16 protein-coding genes are annotated in these 15,852 nt (G+C 35.8%); 9 read left to right on the top strand and 7 right to left on the bottom strand.

From position 1 onward, the window contains the following. Window positions 1-30 precede the first annotated feature (30 nt). The gene (locus IGL17_RS08320; protein WP_002360043.1) at window positions 31-381 is read left to right on the top strand and encodes a DUF2200 domain-containing protein; all 351 of its coding nucleotides are present in this window, start codon (window positions 31-33) and stop codon (window positions 379-381) included. A 199-nt stretch (window positions 382-580) separates the two neighbouring features. Here the strand turns inward: IGL17_RS08320 and IGL17_RS08315 are convergent, their stop codons facing one another. Together IGL17_RS08315 and IGL17_RS08310 are read right to left on the bottom strand one after the other, a co-directional pair. Continuing rightward, window positions 581-940, bottom strand: a complete 360-nt coding sequence (locus IGL17_RS08315; protein WP_016618454.1) for an iron chaperone — start codon at window positions 938-940, stop codon at window positions 581-583. Between the two features lie 150 nt (window positions 941-1,090). Continuing rightward, window positions 1,091-1,240, bottom strand: a complete 150-nt coding sequence (locus tag IGL17_RS08310; protein WP_002357118.1) for a hypothetical protein — start codon at window positions 1,238-1,240, stop codon at window positions 1,091-1,093. Between the two features lie 208 nt (window positions 1,241-1,448). Between IGL17_RS08310 and IGL17_RS08305 the strand changes: the two genes are divergently transcribed. Further along, window positions 1,449-3,284 (top strand): LTA synthase family protein, encoded by a 1,836-nt coding sequence (locus IGL17_RS08305; protein WP_002357120.1) that lies wholly within the window; start codon window positions 1,449-1,451, stop codon window positions 3,282-3,284. Between the two features lie 36 nt (window positions 3,285-3,320). Here IGL17_RS08305 and IGL17_RS08300 read toward each other — a convergent pair whose 3' ends face one another. From IGL17_RS08300 to yeiL, 3 genes are all read right to left on the bottom strand, one after another. Further along, entirely contained in the window at window positions 3,321-4,502 is a 1,182-nt protein-coding gene (locus tag IGL17_RS08300; RefSeq protein ID WP_016618455.1) for a multidrug effflux MFS transporter, read from the bottom strand. A 109-nt stretch (window positions 4,503-4,611) separates the two neighbouring features. Continuing rightward, window positions 4,612-5,007, bottom strand: coding sequence for a DUF3224 domain-containing protein (locus IGL17_RS08295; RefSeq protein ID WP_002362038.1), 396 nt, complete (start codon window positions 5,005-5,007; stop codon window positions 4,612-4,614). A 71-nt stretch (window positions 5,008-5,078) separates the two neighbouring features. Further along, window positions 5,079-5,744: a transcriptional regulator YeiL gene (gene yeiL / locus IGL17_RS08290; protein WP_016618456.1), complete on the bottom strand. Its 666-nt coding sequence runs from the start codon at window positions 5,742-5,744 to the stop codon at window positions 5,079-5,081. Window positions 5,745-5,832: 88 nt separating this feature from the next. Between yeiL and IGL17_RS08285 the strand changes: the two genes are divergently transcribed. The 7 genes from IGL17_RS08285 to IGL17_RS08255 all read left to right on the top strand — a co-directional run bounded on the left by IGL17_RS08285 (window position 5,833) and on the right by IGL17_RS08255 (window position 15,196). Next, the gene (locus tag IGL17_RS08285; RefSeq protein ID WP_002366868.1) at window positions 5,833-6,483 is read left to right on the top strand and encodes a YczE/YyaS/YitT family protein; all 651 of its coding nucleotides are present in this window, start codon (window positions 5,833-5,835) and stop codon (window positions 6,481-6,483) included. A gap of 317 nt (window positions 6,484-6,800) precedes the next feature. Next, window positions 6,801-9,506, top strand: coding sequence for a cation-translocating P-type ATPase (locus tag IGL17_RS08280; RefSeq protein WP_010707395.1), 2,706 nt, complete (start codon window positions 6,801-6,803; stop codon window positions 9,504-9,506). Between the two features lie 69 nt (window positions 9,507-9,575). Then, window positions 9,576-10,112 carry a GNAT family N-acetyltransferase gene (locus tag IGL17_RS08275; protein WP_078126832.1) on the top strand — a complete coding sequence of 179 codons (537 nt, stop codon included), beginning with the start codon at window positions 9,576-9,578 and terminating at the stop codon, window positions 10,110-10,112. A 69-nt stretch (window positions 10,113-10,181) separates the two neighbouring features. Then, on the top strand, window positions 10,182-10,622 hold the full coding sequence (locus tag IGL17_RS08270; RefSeq protein WP_002385841.1) for a hypothetical protein: 441 nt from the start codon (window positions 10,182-10,184) through the stop codon (window positions 10,620-10,622). Window positions 10,623-10,956: 334 nt separating this feature from the next. Then, window positions 10,957-11,646 carry a GntR family transcriptional regulator gene (locus tag IGL17_RS08265; RefSeq protein ID WP_002393946.1) on the top strand — a complete coding sequence of 230 codons (690 nt, stop codon included), beginning with the start codon at window positions 10,957-10,959 and terminating at the stop codon, window positions 11,644-11,646. Window positions 11,647-11,786: 140 nt separating this feature from the next. Continuing rightward, window positions 11,787-13,514, top strand: a complete 1,728-nt coding sequence (locus tag IGL17_RS08260; RefSeq protein WP_029679873.1) for a PTS transporter subunit EIIC — start codon at window positions 11,787-11,789, stop codon at window positions 13,512-13,514. 14 nt (window positions 13,515-13,528) lie between these two features. Next, the gene (locus IGL17_RS08255) at window positions 13,529-15,196 is read left to right on the top strand and encodes an alpha,alpha-phosphotrehalase (RefSeq protein WP_016618459.1); all 1,668 of its coding nucleotides are present in this window, start codon (window positions 13,529-13,531) and stop codon (window positions 15,194-15,196) included. 45 nt (window positions 15,197-15,241) lie between these two features. Here IGL17_RS08255 and IGL17_RS08250 read toward each other — a convergent pair whose 3' ends face one another. Next, window positions 15,242-15,403 (bottom strand): hypothetical protein, encoded by a 162-nt coding sequence (locus tag IGL17_RS08250; protein ID WP_002357133.1) that lies wholly within the window; start codon window positions 15,401-15,403, stop codon window positions 15,242-15,244. Window positions 15,404-15,436: 33 nt separating this feature from the next. Next, window positions 15,437-15,793, bottom strand: coding sequence for a hypothetical protein (locus IGL17_RS08245; RefSeq protein ID WP_002357135.1), 357 nt, complete (start codon window positions 15,791-15,793; stop codon window positions 15,437-15,439). Between the last annotated feature and the right edge of the window lie 59 nt (window positions 15,794-15,852).

Genomic DNA, 15,852 nt, shown 5'->3' with positions numbered 1-15,852 from the left:
GAGAGAATACTTCAGAAAGTAGGAAAACCAATGACAAAACCGAAAATCTATACAATGACCTTTGCCAGTGTTTACCCGCTATACATCCAAAAAGCAGAACGTAAAAATCGAACGCAAGCGGAGGTTGACGAAATTATTTACTGGTTAACTGGTTATGATGAAAAAGGCTTGCAACAACAATTGGCTCAAAAAGTAACGATGGAAACATTTTTTGAAGAAGCACCCAATTTTAATGAAAACGCCCAATTGATCAAAGGCGTAATTTGTGGCTATCGCGTGGAAGAAATTGAAGATCCTTTAATGCAAAAAATCCGTTACCTAGATAAGTTAATCGACGAGTTGGCCAAGGGAAAAGCGATGGAAAAAATTTTAAGAACATGAAGAGGTCGGGACAGAAGTGTTTAACTCCGAGAACCAAGTAGGTACTGTTTAACATCTATTTGCTTTGCAAATAGTGTTTCTCAGCAATAAGAAGGAATTTCCGAAAATTGTTCTTTAATTTTTGGAGAATTTCGGCTTATTTCCGAAGGAGTTGCTTCTGTTCCCGCCGTTTATCAGTTTTTGAGCGTGGGACAAAAATTCAAAGTGATTTTTGTCCCACGCTCTTCATGTTTTCTTGTACACGGAATTTAACTATTTCCTGTATTAATGAAAGAGGTAACTCTTGCGTGTAAGGAAATTGAATGGCACCTTTCGAGGTTTTAAAAGGGCGTAATTCTTTGCTGAAACGTTGGATGGCTGATGGCGTAGGATAGAAACCTAAATGTTGCTTGGCCGCCGCAAAATGCACTAAATTGTCATTTAAGTAAAAGGTCGGCATTCCATAAGCGATTTTTTCAGTAGTCTCCTGAGGAACAACCGCTAAAATTGCTTGGTAGATTTCTGTTAACTGTGTTTGATGTTGGGATTGCTGGCGTATATAGTTTGCAATGATGGTCATCTAAAAACACCTCCGTTTGTTTCAGTATACTATGTAAAAAATAAAAGGCGAAGAGGATACAAAAAAACCGTCTAGTATTTTTTCTTTACTAAACGGCTTTTAGCTTAAATAACTACCTAAAGGGTCTTGCATGGAAATGTTTGTCACTCCTTAGTTTAATTGTTTTAAGTGTGCAATTGCTTCTTCAATTGTGTGACCAGTTGCTGTTTTACTTTCATTTTTTGCATCGAAAACAATGAAAATATTTTTGTCTGTGTCTAATTGAATACGGTATTGAATGTTTTTTACTTTGTAAGTCATAGTTATTCTCCTTTCATAAAGTACTCTAAAAAGGCGACGATAACTGATAACGAAATTCCATTGTTACTATACCACTGGAAAATTATTTTTGCAACAAATAACATTTTTTCTTTACCATTCCTTAGACTTCTTTGCTAGCTACTTCTTTACATTCTTTTTCAAGAAGCATAAAATAAATACATTACTAGTTTTTGAATAGGAGATCGATGTGAAAAAGAGAGTTGAGAAATTTAGACGATGGCCCTACCGCTACCTTTTGTATGGAATCGGGTTCATCTTATTAATTATTTTTAGTAATTTATATTTGCAATGGTGTCAGAATAACTTGTCTGTTGATTTAGCCTTCAAGTTTGCTTTTTCGTGGCATACGGAAAAGTTTTTCTTAGGTTGTTTTGTGCTAAGCGTTTTTTTACTTTTTTTATGTAGTTTGGCAGGCTCATTAGGAGTTGGCGCTCTTTTATATAGTGTCATAATAGGTGTTTTAGGATTTGCGGACTATCAAAAGATGTTTTATCGTGTCGAACCTATTTACCCAGACGACTTAAAAATGATCACAGAAGTTAGTTTATTAAAAGAAATGGTTGGTTTATGGCCGTTTATTTTTGTGGTAGCGTTAGGTTGTGTAGCACTTTTTTTCTTAGGAAAAGCCTTTTATAAAAGTTTCTTTTTATCGAAGAAAAAACAAACGATTCGTGTGTTAAGTCTTGTTCTTTCGATTGGTCTATTTTCATATATTGGTGATTTTAACAATCCGCAAAATTTGTTACGTAAAGCCTATAATAAAACCGCGTTATGGATTCCTTACAGCCAAAAAATGAATTACTACAATACAGGATTTATTGGTGGTTTTCTATATAATTTAAAAGTAGAGGCTATGGACCAACCAAAGGGTTATTCAAAAGAAGCTATTTCAGAAATTACTCAGAAATATCAAAAGTTGGCCGAGGCGAAAACAGTGCCGAGCAATGAGCAACCAAATATTGTGTTTGTCATGAGTGAAAGTTTTTCAAATCCAGATCATCTGAAAGGTTTGTCCATTATTGGTAACCCTTTAGCTGATTATCAGCAAATCGCTGATAAAACTTACAGTGGCCAGATGCTTTCACAAAACTACGGGGGCGGAACTGCGAATATTGAATTTGAAGCCCTAACAAGTTTTTCGATGGAATTAATGAATGCCCAAATGACTACACCTTATACAATGATGATTCCTAAGATGACGGAATTGCCTTCCATTGTTTCATTACTTAAGGAACAAAAGTACCAAACAACGGCTATTCATCCGTACAATACATCTATGTATAAACGAAAAGATGTGTATAAAATTTTAGGTTTTGATCAATTTATCAATGAAAAAACAATGAACTATACGGATAAACTAGAAAATAATCCTTACATTTCAGATCAAGCAGCGTATCAGGAAGTGACGACACTGCTTAAAGAAAAAGAGCAACCGCAATTCATTCATTTAGTTACTATGCAAACACATATGCCCTATGAAAATAAATACACAACGTCCAATTATTTTTCTCAAGGAAACGGCAATCAAGTCGCGCTCAATAATTACTTGCAAGATATTGCCTACAGTAGCGAAGCTTTGAAAAATTTCCTACAAGAAATCGAAAAAATGCCCAAACGCACATTAGTCGTTTTTTGGGGAGATCACTTACCAAGTATTTATGATGAAAACATTCAAGCGTTGAATGAAGGGGCAGCACTTCACCAGACAGAATTTCTAATGTATGATACGGCGAACCAGTTAACAGAAAAAAATCAGCATCAAGCAACCATTAGTCCATTTTATTTTGCTCCCTCACTTTTCCAACAAAGTGGCTTACCGCAATCGGGATTTTACGCTATGCTAAATGAGGTACAAGAACAATTGCCTGCTTTTGAAAAGGGGAATTACTATCTCGGTGGGGAATGGAAAAAAACAGTAGAAATGAATAAAAAGCAAGAACAACTATATGAGGAATACCGACTGATTCAATATGACATTGTTTCAGGGAAGCAATATAGTTTAGAAAATCAATTTTTTAGCTAAAAAAAACACACGAATATTTCGTGTGTTTTTTGATTTTTATTTTAAAGTTTTACGATAAACAATGACATAATAGCTGAAAGCTAACAGACAAGCAAAACTTAAAAAGTAAAGCGGTAAGACCCAAATGGTACCATTGTGAAAGTAACTAATCAAATAGGTAAAGAAACTAACAAACAAGTAATAGGCAAAACTAAAAATCCCACTGGCAGTACCAATTACAGATTCATAGCCTTTTAAGGCCATACTTAAGGCATTGGGCAAAGTAATATTAATCCCTAAGAAAAAGAGAAAAATAAACAAAATAAGACCAATGATTGTTTCAAATTGTGTCATTATTAATAAACAGCAAGCCGCAAAGATACTTAGCAGCAAACCAGCAAAGGCAATTTTTTCCGCTGACCAATATCCTAGCAACCAATTGATAAGAACCGCAGCAAGAATACTAGACACAGCTAAAACTAAACCAAGAAAGCCATATTGGACACTGCTAAAGCCAAAGTGATTGATGAAAATAAACGGAGCTTCTGCATAGTAGCTAAACAATAAACCATTAATGCCCCCAATCAATAAGCCGTAGCACCAAACTTTCGAGTCGAAGGAAAGGCGTTTCGCCACGGACCAAAAAGGCGCTTTCGTTAAGGTATTTCCTAAGTGAAAGGTTTCTGGTAAACGATAAAAACTATAGAAAAGTAATAGAACAGCCATGACAATTAAGGTGCTAAAGACATGCTGATAGCCAAAATAGGTTTGAACAAGTCCGCCGACTAAGGGTCCGATGGCAGGAGATAGCGATAGGGCAGCGCTTGTTTGAGCAAAAATTTTCCCTCTTTGAAGATCGTTAAAGCTTTCCCGCATCATCGATTGGGTAATAACAGAACCAACGCTTGCACCAAATGCTTGAATTAAACGGAAGAATAACAGCCAAGGAAACGTCGGACTCAAAAAAAGGCCAATATTTCCAATTAAATAGCATAAAATTCCTAATAACATAGCTGGGCGACGTCCAATCGTATCGGATAGAATTCCCCAGAATAAAACGCCAACGGCAAAGGCAACAAAATAAATACTCATGGTTAATTGTGCCACGCTATCGTGAATGTTAAAAGCAGAACTAAGCGCTGGCAAAATGGGTGTGAAAATCGACTCGCTGATTTGTGGAAATCCCACAAGCAAAATAATAATTAGTAATGATGGGACGGTGTTTCGGGTGTTTTTCATGATTTTTCTCCTTAAAAGTTTAATCTAATCAAAAACACCCATTGTCTTTTACAACCGCCAAATTTAAAATAAGTAAAATAATGTCACCAACTTTCCTTGAAATTTTTTATTATACAAAGTCTAAATGAAGAAGCGCTTCTTCTTGACTAAATTCATAAGTGTAGCGACCAGATAAACCGGCAAGCTCACCTGATGCTTGAAATAGTTCACCTGGGCAGTCTAAAAGACCCTGTGTAAACGTCCCTTTTTCGCAAGCAGTAAAGGTGCCTTTTTTTCCTAAATAAGTTCCTTCGAAATGTAGGAAACCGACCACTTGAGCCACAGCTTCAAGCCCATCAGCCATTGAAGAGCCTTGATAAGTCATTAAATATTCCACAGAAGCTGTCCCAGATAAGGCGCCTGACAATTGATAAGTAGCGCTCGCTTGATTCACTGGGAAATTTTCATTAAGATTGTCAATCGGTTGTTCTTGCCAACTAGATACAGTAAATGATGCTTGCTCCATTGCTGTCCCTTCTTTCTTATTAATAAGAATAGGGTAGCGGGAAGCGCACTATTTGTCAACAATCCACCACTTTAACTCTTCATTTTTTGCACAAAAGAATGTAACGCTAAGCGGTTGATGTGATAAGCAGTTCCTTGTTTTTGAATAAAGCCGCGCTCTCGAAATTGCTTGAAAGTATAAATAAGATGGCGATAACTAACCCCTAAGTATTCGGCAATCTCAGTATGTTTTTCTTTATAAATATCTTCGTGATTAGCGGCAACCAATAGCAATTCCGCTAGCCGATAACTTAGTTCATAGGTCTGATTCGTTGTAAAGTGGTCCACCCGTTGGAGCATTTTTTTCCCTAGATAATGGCTGAGTTGCTGCATAAAAAGTACCTTGTTTTTTAAAACAGTTTCTGCGTAAGCTAAAGGTACAGCCAAACAACAAGTTTCACCTAAGGCGATAACGTCCTTGGTTATCGTTTCCGCTTGAACTAATGTTAAATCGCCAATTAAATCACCTGTCGTTAAAAACTGAACAATGGATTGGCGGCCATTGCGTTCTGTTTTTAAAATTTTCGCTTTTCCTTTGATTAAATAAAAAAGATAATTTAATGGCTCTGCTTGGTGATGAATGAATTCTTGATTTTCAAAATCGATAATAAAACTGTGTTTTAAATCAGTTTCATTAAAAAAAGGCGTATTTTTAGCTAATTCTTGTTTCGGTGATCGTTGGTAGGCTGTTTTAAGCATTTTTTCTCCTTATAATAGGAGATATCTCCTATTTGTTTCTTCTATTGTAGCACATAATAGACGTATCAAGAGTAGAGGAGTTTTTATAATGTGGAAGAAAAAAATTGTGCTATCGTTTCTTTTTTATTTAATTAGTGCATTGGGCATCAGTTTGACAATTCAAGCAGGCATTGGAGTTAGTAGTTTTAATGCATTTAATGTGACCTTTGCAACACTTACTCATTTAAAAGTCGGAACTGTTACCACAGCTATTAATTTCGCTTTTTTAGGCACGTGTTGGTTGTTAGATCAGCAGCGTAAAATTCAGGACTATTTGATTATTTTGGTGGCGTTAATTGGCTTTGGTTTTGTCATTAATTTTTTCTTATATCAATTATTTGGTTCGCTTGTTTTTCAAAATTATTTGGTTAAAATTGTTCTATTTATTTTAGGGACAATCATAGCAGGAATCGGGACAGGACAGGTAGTTGCGCTAGGTGTTTTGCAATTTCCCATTGAAAAATTTTGTACACTTATTTCTGAAAGAACGCGCTATAGTTTTCAGGTTTATCGTTATTTAGTTGATATTTTTTGTGTCAGTTTAGCACTAGGATTGTCCATTAGTTATCATTTGCCGATTTTTGTTCGTGAAGGAACCGTGATTAGTCTTTTCTTACTTTCTTGGGTTATTAGTTGGTCGAGAAAGCGGGGACAACAGCGTATTTTACGAATACAAATCAAGAAACTGGAATCCGAATGAAAGGATTTCAGTTTTTTTCAAATGAGCAGAACTTTTATTTGAAAAAAAGAGTGGAAAACGGTATACTAATTAAGTAATTATTCATAACATTGGTTCTCCAATCAATGTTAAATAGTTTTTTCATGAGGGAGTAACTGACAGTATTTATGCTGTGACAACATCACCAACTCCGAAAGCAATTTCTGGTGTTGTCTTAAACGGTGAGACTTATGTATGTTCGACGAAGTAGCATACACAAGTCTATTTTTTTTCATTTATTTTTGATGAAATGTAAAATAGTACTTGAAGGATGCTGCAAAAAATAGAGGAGGAAGAACATGTCAGAAGAAAAGAAAACACAATTGTCTGAAGCGTTTTACGCACAAGACGACACAGTTGTTTTGGAGAAAATGAACACAACAACTGATGGATTAAGTGCACAGGAGGCTCAAAAGCGTTTAGAAACGTACGGGGAAAATGTGCTAGATGAAGGGAAGAAAAAATCACTTGCCGTGAAATTCTTTGAGCAATTCAAAGATTTTATGATTATTGTTTTATTAGCGGCAGCGGTCATTTCAGCCGTCTTTTCCCATGATGTGGTAGACTCGATTATCATCTTAGTGGTTGTTATCTTGAACGCCATCTTTGGGGTCATCCAAGAAGCTAAAGCGGAACAAGCCATTGAAGCATTAAAAGAAATGTCTTCACCAAATGCGAATGTTCGCCGTGATGGACACGTCATTACTGTTAAAAGTGATGAATTAGTGCCAGGTGACATTGTTTTATTAGAAGCAGGGGATGTCGTTCCAGCCGATTTACGTTTATTGGAAGCGAATAGCTTAAAAATTGAAGAAGCAGCGTTAACCGGTGAATCTGTTCCAGTTGAAAAAGAAGTAACCATCTTAGAGGGAACCGATATTGGTATCGGTGACCGAATCAATATGGCTTATTCCAATAGTAATGTGACGTATGGACGTGGTCTTGGCGTTGTGGTTGGCACAGGAATGAATACAGAAGTCGGTAAAATTGCTGGCATGCTAGCAAGCGAACAAGAAACGGAAACGCCTTTAAAACAAAACTTAAACCAATTGGGTAAAATGTTAACAATTGCCATTTTAGTCATTGCAGCGGTGATGTTTGTGGTAGGAATGATGAATGGTCGTTCATGGATTGACATGTTATTAACGTCAATTTCGTTAGCTGTAGCGGCAATTCCAGAAGGATTACCAGCGATTGTCACGATTATTTTGGCTTTAGGGACCCAAAAAATGGCCAAGAAAAATGCGATTGTCCGTAAGTTACCAGCCGTTGAAACATTAGGAAGTACAGATATTATCTGTTCAGATAAAACAGGTACACTAACCTTAAATCAAATGACCGTTGAAGCGTTGTATACAGATGGTCAAGTTTTATCTGCTTCCACAGAAATCCCTACCGATAATATGGCTTTAAAAATCATGAACTTTACGAATGATACAAAAATCGCTCAAGATGGTTCATTAATTGGTGACCCAACAGAAACTGCCTTAGTACAATTTGGTTTAGATCATGCGTTTAACGTAACCGAAAAAGTAGCAGCTGAACCTCGTGTGGCAGAGATTCCTTTTGACTCTGATCGTAAATTAATGACTACTGTTCATGAATTAAAAACAGGTGGCTTCCTAGTTTCTGTCAAAGGTGCACCAGATGAATTATTGAAACGTTGTACGGAAATCTTATCAAATGGAGAAACAAGTCCATTAGATGAAACAAAACGTCAAGAAATTTTGAAAACCAACACCTCATTAGCGAAACAAGCCTTACGTGTTTTAGGAATGGCTTATAAATATGTTGAGACGATTCCAGCCGAAATGAGTTCTGAACTTGTGGAAAAAGATTTAACATTTGCTGGTTTAGTCGGTATGATTGACCCAGAAAGAAAAGAAGCTGCAGATGCTGTAAAAGTCGCGAAAGAAGCGGGTATTCGTCCAATTATGATTACGGGTGACCACCGTGATACAGCAGAAGCAATTGCGGCACGTTTAGGCATCATCAAAGAAGGCGACGACGATGCAGTCATTACAGGCGCTGAATTAAATGAATTGTCAGATGAAAAATTCGCACAAGTCGTGGGACACTACTCTGTCTATGCTCGTGTTTCACCAGAACACAAGGTTCGGATTGTTAAAGCGTGGCAACAAGAAGGAAAAGTGGTTGCGATGACTGGTGATGGCGTAAATGATGCCCCAGCCTTAAAAGCTGCTGACATCGGCATTGGTATGGGGATTACCGGAACAGAAGTATCAAAAGGTGCTTCAGATATGGTCCTTGCCGATGATAACTTTTCAACAATTATTGTGGCAGTAGAAGAAGGACGTAAAGTTTTCTCAAATATCCAAAAAACGATTCAATATTTACTTTCAGCTAACTTAGGGGAAGTATTAACCTTGTTTATTGCAACAATGCTCAATTGGGATACCTTGTTACCTGTTCACTTATTGTGGATTAACTTAGTAACGGATACTTTCCCAGCGATTGCGTTAGGTGTGGAACCAGCAGAACGTGATGTGATGAGCCATGAACCTCGTGGTAAAAAATCGAACTTCTTCTCTGGCGGCGTTTTAAGCAGTGTTGTTTACCAAGGGATTACGCAAGGGGCATTGACTTTGATTGTGTACAAAATGTCAATTATGTTCCCAGCACATACCGCAGCTAACACAAACTTATCGGCGCAAGCGTTGTATGATTTACAACACGGCGATGCTTTAACCATGGCCTTCGCTACTTTGGGATTAATTCAATTGTTCCATGCCTTTAATGTGAAGTCGATTTATCAATCAATTTTCAAAGTTGGCTTATTCCGCAACAAATCATTTAACTATGGGATTCTTGTTTCGTTCTTGCTATTAGCTGCAACGATTGTTATTCCAGGATTTAATGATTTATTCAGCGTTACACATTTAGATGCATATCAATGGGCAATTGTAGCAGGTACTTCTTTTGCTATCATCCCAATTGTGGAAATTGTGAAGTTCTTCCAACGTAAAGCAGGTAAAGGTGCTTAATAAATAAGAAAAGAAAATTGGCTGGTACTTAAACCAGTCAATTTTTCTTTATGTAAGGAGTGAAAGGGCTTGAAACGGAAAATTATTTTCGAAACACAACGACTTATTGTCAGAGAATGGCAGTCGGAAGATGAAATGGAATTGAAAAAATTTTTGCAAGATGAAAATGTGATGTATGCCTATGAACACGCTTTTTCTGATGAAGAGGTTGCAAACTGGCTAAAGTGGAACTTACAGTCCTATCAAGAATACGGCTACGGCTTATGGGCGTTAGAGAAGAAGCGAACAGGCGAAGTCATCGGCGAGTGTGGACTCACCAATCAATTAGTAAAAGGTAAGAGCTATCCAGAAATTGGTTATCATTTATGTGTGAAAGAATGGCACAAAGGGTATGCGATTGAAGCTGCCGCAGCGACAAAACAGTACGCATTCGATGTATTAAATTTTCCAGAAGTTATTTCAACGATTCGTGATACGAACTTAGCCTCTATGAATGTCGCTATTCGAAACCAGATGCTTGTTAGGGATCGATACATTAAAACATACCGTGGCAAAACGATGCCTCACTATGTTTTCTCTGTTAAGAATCAAAAGAATAAAGACTGAAAAAGTGCCACTTGTCAGATGGAATAGAAAAAGTGTAAAATGGAGTGAAAGAGAAAAGGGAAAAGAGGGATGGTTATGAGACCAAATTTAGGATTTTACGTTCAAACAATTAATGATATCGTTAAAACAACAGAAGATATTGGCGAAGTCATGAATCCATATTACGAAGAAGTTCGTCAAGCGATCGATAAGAATAAAGTGAATGATTTAACAGCCGAACGAATTGCAGAAATTCAAGCAAAATTTAAAGAAGGTACTGAAAAATATGAATTAATGCTCAAAAAAGTCGGAACATTAAAACCAACACCACAAGTACTTGGCATTCACAAAAAATTTCAACATGCTTATACAGAATATGTAGCAGGATGCAATGAAATGATTTTAGCAACAGATCCAGAAACAGGCATTGATGCAGATTTATTTAATGCTTCAGAGGAAAAGCAGGATCAAGCAACGGATGAATTAACCTTTGCCATTACGCGAATGAGCAACATTCTTTTGAAAAAATAAAAAACTAATAAAAATAACTAACGAATTTAATATTTTTTTCATGTCTTTTTTATGGACAAAAGAGAAAGTGTATTGTATTATTAATTCATACCAACAACAACCTTTTTATTTTTCATTTTACTCTTATTGAGTAAATACTCCTTTTCCATCGGCAAAACTGCCGGTGGTTTTTTTGTTATTTTTTTATTTTGAAACATTGGTATTTTTTAGGCAGCATCATTTAAAATATGTTTAATGTTGCGCGCATAAATAAGACTAGTCAAAATCTTTCAAGTATAGTAAAGTGAAATTATCATCGGAGAAAGAGTGAGCAGATATGACAAGAACTAAGTACATGGAAATTTATGAAAGCCTACGTGATAAAATTGATACTGGTATTTATCATGAAATGATGCCTTCTGAAAATACTTTAGTAAAAGAGTATGGAGTCTCACGCAATACAATCCGTCGCGCATTAAAAGAATTAACGAATCAAGGATTAACAGTTAGTATCCCTGGAAAGGGTGTCTCAATTATAAGTACGCCACATTCGTTAGGTGTTTCGCTAGATAAAATAGAAAGTTTTAAACAATTTACTAATCGCACACATCTAGAAATGTCTACGAAGGTATTGTCTTTTTCTGAAGAAGTGATGACGGAAGAATTGACCAAAAAATTACCTTTTCAAGTGGGAGAAACAATTTATCGAATTGTTCGATTAAGAATGCAAAAAAAAGATCCAATCGTTGTGGATGAAAATTATTTTCTAAAAGATGTTGTGCAAAATTTGACTACTGAAATAGCAGAAGATTCCATTTATGAATACTTGGAAAAAACGTTGAATATTCATGTTTCAACATCAAAACGCGTCATTACAGTTGAACTATTAACGAAAGAAGATAAAGAACTATTGCACAGCCATAGCTATGATACTGCAGTGATCATTAGAAATACGGCCTATACACAGTTAGGTAAATTGTTTGAATACACAATTTCTAAACATAGACCGGATAAATATGTATTTACAGAAGTTGTGGTCCATTAAAAAACAAAAGCCAGTTGGCTTTTGTTTTTTTATTATTTAGCAACCTGTTTAAACAAGTTGTTGACTAACTTGTTTAAACAGGTTACAATAATTTTGTAAACGTTTGCGGTTAAATGATGAGTTTCTTGGCCAGTAAACTCATGAAGGAGGAGAAGATAGTGAAATCAAATTATCAAGAATTGGCACAGGCAATTATTGTTGGCGTTGGTGGAGAAGATAATATTGAAAAAGTATTTCATTGCATTACACGTCTGCGATTTACTTTAAAGGACATCGAGAAAGTAAATCAAGAGGAACTGGAAAAGCTTTCAGCACCTAAAGTTCCTTCAGTAAAAGCTTTTTATAACACCAATTTAAATCAGTATCACGTGGTGATTGGTCAAGCGGTTGAAGATGTTTATACTGCTGTAGATAGTCAATTAGCTACAAAAGATTTTAAAAATCAAACAGATAAATCAGCAAAATTACCAAAGAAACAACCACAAGGCTTTAAAGAAATTATTTCTCACTATTTTCAAATAATTATCGGAACAATAACAGGATCCATGATTCCTGTTATTGGTTTATTAGCTGCTGGTGGATTAATTAACGGCTTACTAGCTATTTTCACAAAAGGGAATGGATTAATTAATGTGCTTGATCCACACAGTACAACGTATTTATTAATTTCAACATTATCAATGGTTCCATTTTATTTTTTACCTGTTTTAATCGGTTTTTCTGCCGCCAAACAACTAAAAGCTGATCCATATGTCGTAGCGGCAGTCGGGGCAGCCATGATTGCACCAAACATTCGTAATATTGTTAGTTTGGATCATCCAACAGTAGTCAATTTTACAAAAGGAGCAATCGAGACCGCAAATCAAGCAATTGCGGCAGCTGGCGTAACAACGAATGGAGCAACGGCGATAGCAAATTATGATGTTCATGGTGTTTTAACAGGATGGACAGTAACTGCAGGTAAGTTATTTCAGATGTTTGGAGCAACAGGACCTACATTTAATGCTGATTATTTTGGTATTCCGATTGTGTTGCCTAACTATGCGTACTCTATATTTCCAATCATTGTAGCAGCGGCTATAGCTGCACCTTTAGGAAGGTGGCTCAAAAAAGTTTTACCGATTGCACTTCAGCCAATTTTTAGACCGTTAATTACTTTTTTTGTGACAGCATCAATCATTTTTATTGGCGTTGGTCCTGTTATCTCAATGATTTCATCTGCTTTTGGTTCTGGTGTTGAATTTTTAATTGGTAATGGACAAAATGTTATTCAACTTGGGATAGCCGGTTTAATAATTGGTGGATTCTATCAATGTTTGGTGATTTTTGGTCTCCATTGGTTAGTTGTTCCAATCATTTCATTACAAATTGCTACAACTGGTGAGTCTAGTTTAAATATGTTGGCTAGTTATACAATGCTTGCTCAAGGAGCAGGAACGCTGGCGGTATTCTTAAAAACACGCAAAGCGCCAGTTAAAGGATTAACTTTACCAGCTGCAATTTCTGCCTTTTGCGGTGTAACGGAGCCTGCAATGTATGGTGTAAACTTAAAATATCCACGTGTGTTTATTATGAGTTCCATTGGTGCAGCTGTTGGTGCAGGAGCGGCGGGCTTTCTAAATCTCCATATGTATGGATTTTCTGGTTCGCTAATTGGTTTTCCAAACTTTGCAGCTAAAGGAGTATTGAATCCTACTACACAAGAATGGGTAAACGGAAATCCAAATAATTTTCTGGTTTTTTGGGTGACAACAATTTTGTGTATTACTGTTTCTATGGCACTCGTTTGGTTTTTTGGTTATAAAGATGATGATGTGATGGGAACTGGTATAGAAAAGAAAAATGTTTTTAAAAATGCAGTAAATTAAGGATGGAATAGAAGATGACAAACGAAAATTGGAAATCAGGCACGATTTATCAAATTTATCCACGTTCATTTAAGGATACGAATAATGATGGATTTGGTGATATCAAAGGAATCATTGAAAAATTAGATTATCTGGAAAATTTAGGTGTTTCCTATCTTTGGTTAACTCCTATGTATGTCTCTCCGCAAAGAGATAATGGCTATGATATTGCTGATTACTATAACATTGACTCGAAATTTGGGACAATGGCTGATTTTGAAGAATTATTAAATAAAGCACATGAAAAAAATATCCGAATAATGATGGATTTAGTTGTTAATCATACTTCTTCTGCACACTATTGGTTTCAAGAAGCTTTGAAGGGCAAAGATAATCCTTATCGAAATTATTATATCTGGAAAGACCCTGTCAATGGAAAAGAGCCAAATAATTGGGTATCTAAATTTTCTGGTTCTGCCTGGGAATACGAGCCCAACTCAGGACAATATTATTTACATTTATATGAAAAAACAATGCCCGATCTGAATTGGGAAAATCCTAAATTACGAGAAGAAATAATCACTATGATGAAATGGTGGGCGGAAAAAGGAATTGATGGCTTTCGTTTAGATGTGATTAATAATATTTCTAAAGACCAATCCTTTCCTAACGATACATTAGAGACACCGAAAAATGACGGACGAACGTACTATTCGGATGGACCACGTATTCATGAATTTTTACATTTAATGAATAAAGAAGTTTTTACACCGTATCAATTAGTGACGGTGGGAGAATTATCATCTACTACGCCTGAACAAGTTATTTTATATACGAAACCTGAACGCCAAGAACTTTCAATGGCTTTTAACTTTCACCATATGAAAGTTGATTATCCAAATGGCGAGAAATGGGCAGTAAGTGACTATCAGTTAACTGAACTAAAAAAAATAATGGCGTATTGGCAACAAAAAATGTACAATGAAGGCGGCTGGAATGCTTTGTTCTGGACGAACCATGATCAACCACGTGCGCTGGCACGCTTTTTAGATGATGAGGAATTTCGGATTGAAAGTGCGAAAAATTTAGCAATTACAGAATTTGGCTTACATGGTACAACTTTTGTCTATCAAGGGGAAGAAATTGCCATGAAAGATGCTTATTTTCAAAATATTTCAGAATACGATGACCGTGAATCAATTAATGCCTACAATATGATGATTGCACGGGGTGATTCAAAAGAGTATGCTTTAGCGGCATTACGACAAAAATCACGAGACAACTGTCGAATTCCTATGCAATGGACGGATGAAGAATATTATGGTTTCTCTACTCACAAACCTTGGTTAATGGGTCCTACTCACGATGAGGTAAATGTTGAGCGAGCACTTGCAGATAAAAATTCGGTTTTCTATACGTATCAAAAACTAATTAAATTTCGGAAGGAAATGCCGATTTTTGTTAAAGGAAACTTTGAATTAATTGAAGCAGAAAATAATCAAGTATTTGCTTATAAACGAGTATTCGATGATGAAACCCTTTTGGTTGTATCGAATTTTACAAGTGAAACTATTCGTTTTGATACAGGGATTAATTTAACTGAGGGAAGTCGAATCTTAGTGGCTAACTATCCACGGAAAATAGTGATACAGGAACTAGAATTACAACCTTTTGAAGCTATGATGATTTTAAAAAATAAGTAATTAAAAAGAGAAAAAACTTCGCGTTAAACGAAGTTTTTTCTCTTTTTAATTTTCAACATTTCGCACATAATCATCAAAGTATTGAATTAACTCTTTCTTGATTTGTTGATAATCTGCTTCAGAATAGTTCTTTTCTTCTAGCGTACCATTAAAAAATGGCAAATTTAGTTCTTCTTTTAAACGTTCAATCACTTCTTCTTGCTTCATAAGGACCCCTTCTCAACGAATTGTTCTCTTCTATTATAGAACATTGTAGTCATCCGTCAATTGTTCAAAGGCAATTTTCATTTCCTCTAGACGTTCATTCAATTGATTGGTTTCATCTTCTTCATTGAAAAAATGTTGTTTTAATTCAAAATAAAAATTTTCGAAGGCTTGGAAAAAAGGCTCAGACTTGTTGTTTTCAAGAGCAGGAACACTTGTGTAGAGAACACGAGCGCTATGATAGTAAGTGAAAACCTCGTTAATATTTAATAAAATACGCGCTTCTTCTGGGCGTGGTCGACTTGTAACTAAGTCATGTAAAGATAAACTTTTTGTATGGGTTTCAGATAAATAAAATAAAAATAGTTCCAATTGCTCTTTTGTTGCAGACATGAAAACTCCTCCTCAAACAGTAGTAACATTTATTATAAATGAAAATGAAAGTGCTTGAA

The sequence above is a fragment of the Enterococcus sp. AZ088 genome (assembly GCF_051714845.1).
GTDB lineage: Bacteria > Bacillota > Bacilli > Lactobacillales > Enterococcaceae > Enterococcus > Enterococcus faecalis.
The sequence above is the reverse complement of the archived record's forward strand: the minus strand, read 5'-3'. Positions and strand labels throughout refer to the sequence as shown.

What these genes read in the sequence shown, in the direction of transcription:
- IGL17_RS08315 (WP_016618454.1), bottom strand. Translation starts at nt 940, where the DNA reads ATGACCATCATTGCAAACTATATACGCCAGCAATCCCAACATCAAACA.
- IGL17_RS08280 (WP_010707395.1), top strand. Translation starts at nt 6,801, where the DNA reads ATGTCAGAAGAAAAGAAAACACAATTGTCTGAAGCGTTTTACGCACAA.
- IGL17_RS08255 (WP_016618459.1), top strand. Translation starts at nt 13,529, where the DNA reads ATGACAAACGAAAATTGGAAATCAGGCACGATTTATCAAATTTATCCA.
- IGL17_RS08300 (WP_016618455.1), bottom strand. Translation starts at nt 4,502, where the DNA reads ATGAAAAACACCCGAAACACCGTCCCATCATTACTAATTATTATTTTG.
- IGL17_RS08270 (WP_002385841.1), top strand. Translation starts at nt 10,182, where the DNA reads ATGGTTATGAGACCAAATTTAGGATTTTACGTTCAAACAATTAATGAT.
- IGL17_RS08245 (WP_002357135.1), bottom strand. Translation starts at nt 15,793, where the DNA reads ATGTCTGCAACAAAAGAGCAATTGGAACTATTTTTATTTTATTTATCT.
- IGL17_RS08320 (WP_002360043.1), top strand. Translation starts at nt 31, where the DNA reads ATGACAAAACCGAAAATCTATACAATGACCTTTGCCAGTGTTTACCCG.
- IGL17_RS08310 (WP_002357118.1), bottom strand. Translation starts at nt 1,240, where the DNA reads ATGACTTACAAAGTAAAAAACATTCAATACCGTATTCAATTAGACACA.
- IGL17_RS08260 (WP_029679873.1), top strand. Translation starts at nt 11,787, where the DNA reads ATGAAGGAGGAGAAGATAGTGAAATCAAATTATCAAGAATTGGCACAG.
- IGL17_RS08250 (WP_002357133.1), bottom strand. Translation starts at nt 15,403, where the DNA reads ATGAAGCAAGAAGAAGTGATTGAACGTTTAAAAGAAGAACTAAATTTG.
- yeiL (WP_016618456.1), bottom strand. Translation starts at nt 5,744, where the DNA reads ATGCTTAAAACAGCCTACCAACGATCACCGAAACAAGAATTAGCTAAA.
- IGL17_RS08265 (WP_002393946.1), top strand. Translation starts at nt 10,957, where the DNA reads ATGGAAATTTATGAAAGCCTACGTGATAAAATTGATACTGGTATTTAT.
- IGL17_RS08285 (WP_002366868.1), top strand. Translation starts at nt 5,833, where the DNA reads ATGTGGAAGAAAAAAATTGTGCTATCGTTTCTTTTTTATTTAATTAGT.
- IGL17_RS08295 (WP_002362038.1), bottom strand. Translation starts at nt 5,007, where the DNA reads ATGGAGCAAGCATCATTTACTGTATCTAGTTGGCAAGAACAACCGATT.